Consider the following 233-nt stretch of genomic DNA (forward strand, 5'->3'; position numbering starts at 1 on the left):
TCTTTTCTTCGCTAAAGCTATAAACTAAAGGTTCACGATGAAAGCTTGCACTGTCAATTGATGATTTAGCAAACCACACCACATCGCCCGATGCTTTGTGAGTAAGTCGCATGCTAACTTGGGCCAATATATTGGCGCATTGTTGCGACGGAAATTGCTGCGCTACTTTTGAAAACAGTGAATATGGCTTTTCTGGTTGTGCTAGGGTGTACTTGGCGTCATCTATAAATTCC

1 protein-coding gene is annotated in these 233 nt (G+C 42.5%); it reads right to left on the reverse strand.

Going from position 1 to position 233, the window contains the following annotated elements:
* On the reverse strand, window positions 1-233 hold a 233-nt coding region (locus tag SB749_RS21050), incomplete at both ends, for a hypothetical protein (protein WP_410712033.1).

The sequence above is a fragment of the Brevibacterium sp. SIMBA_078 genome (assembly GCF_046534565.1).
In the GTDB taxonomy this organism is placed as follows: Bacteria; Actinomycetota; Actinomycetes; order Actinomycetales; family Brevibacteriaceae; genus Brevibacterium.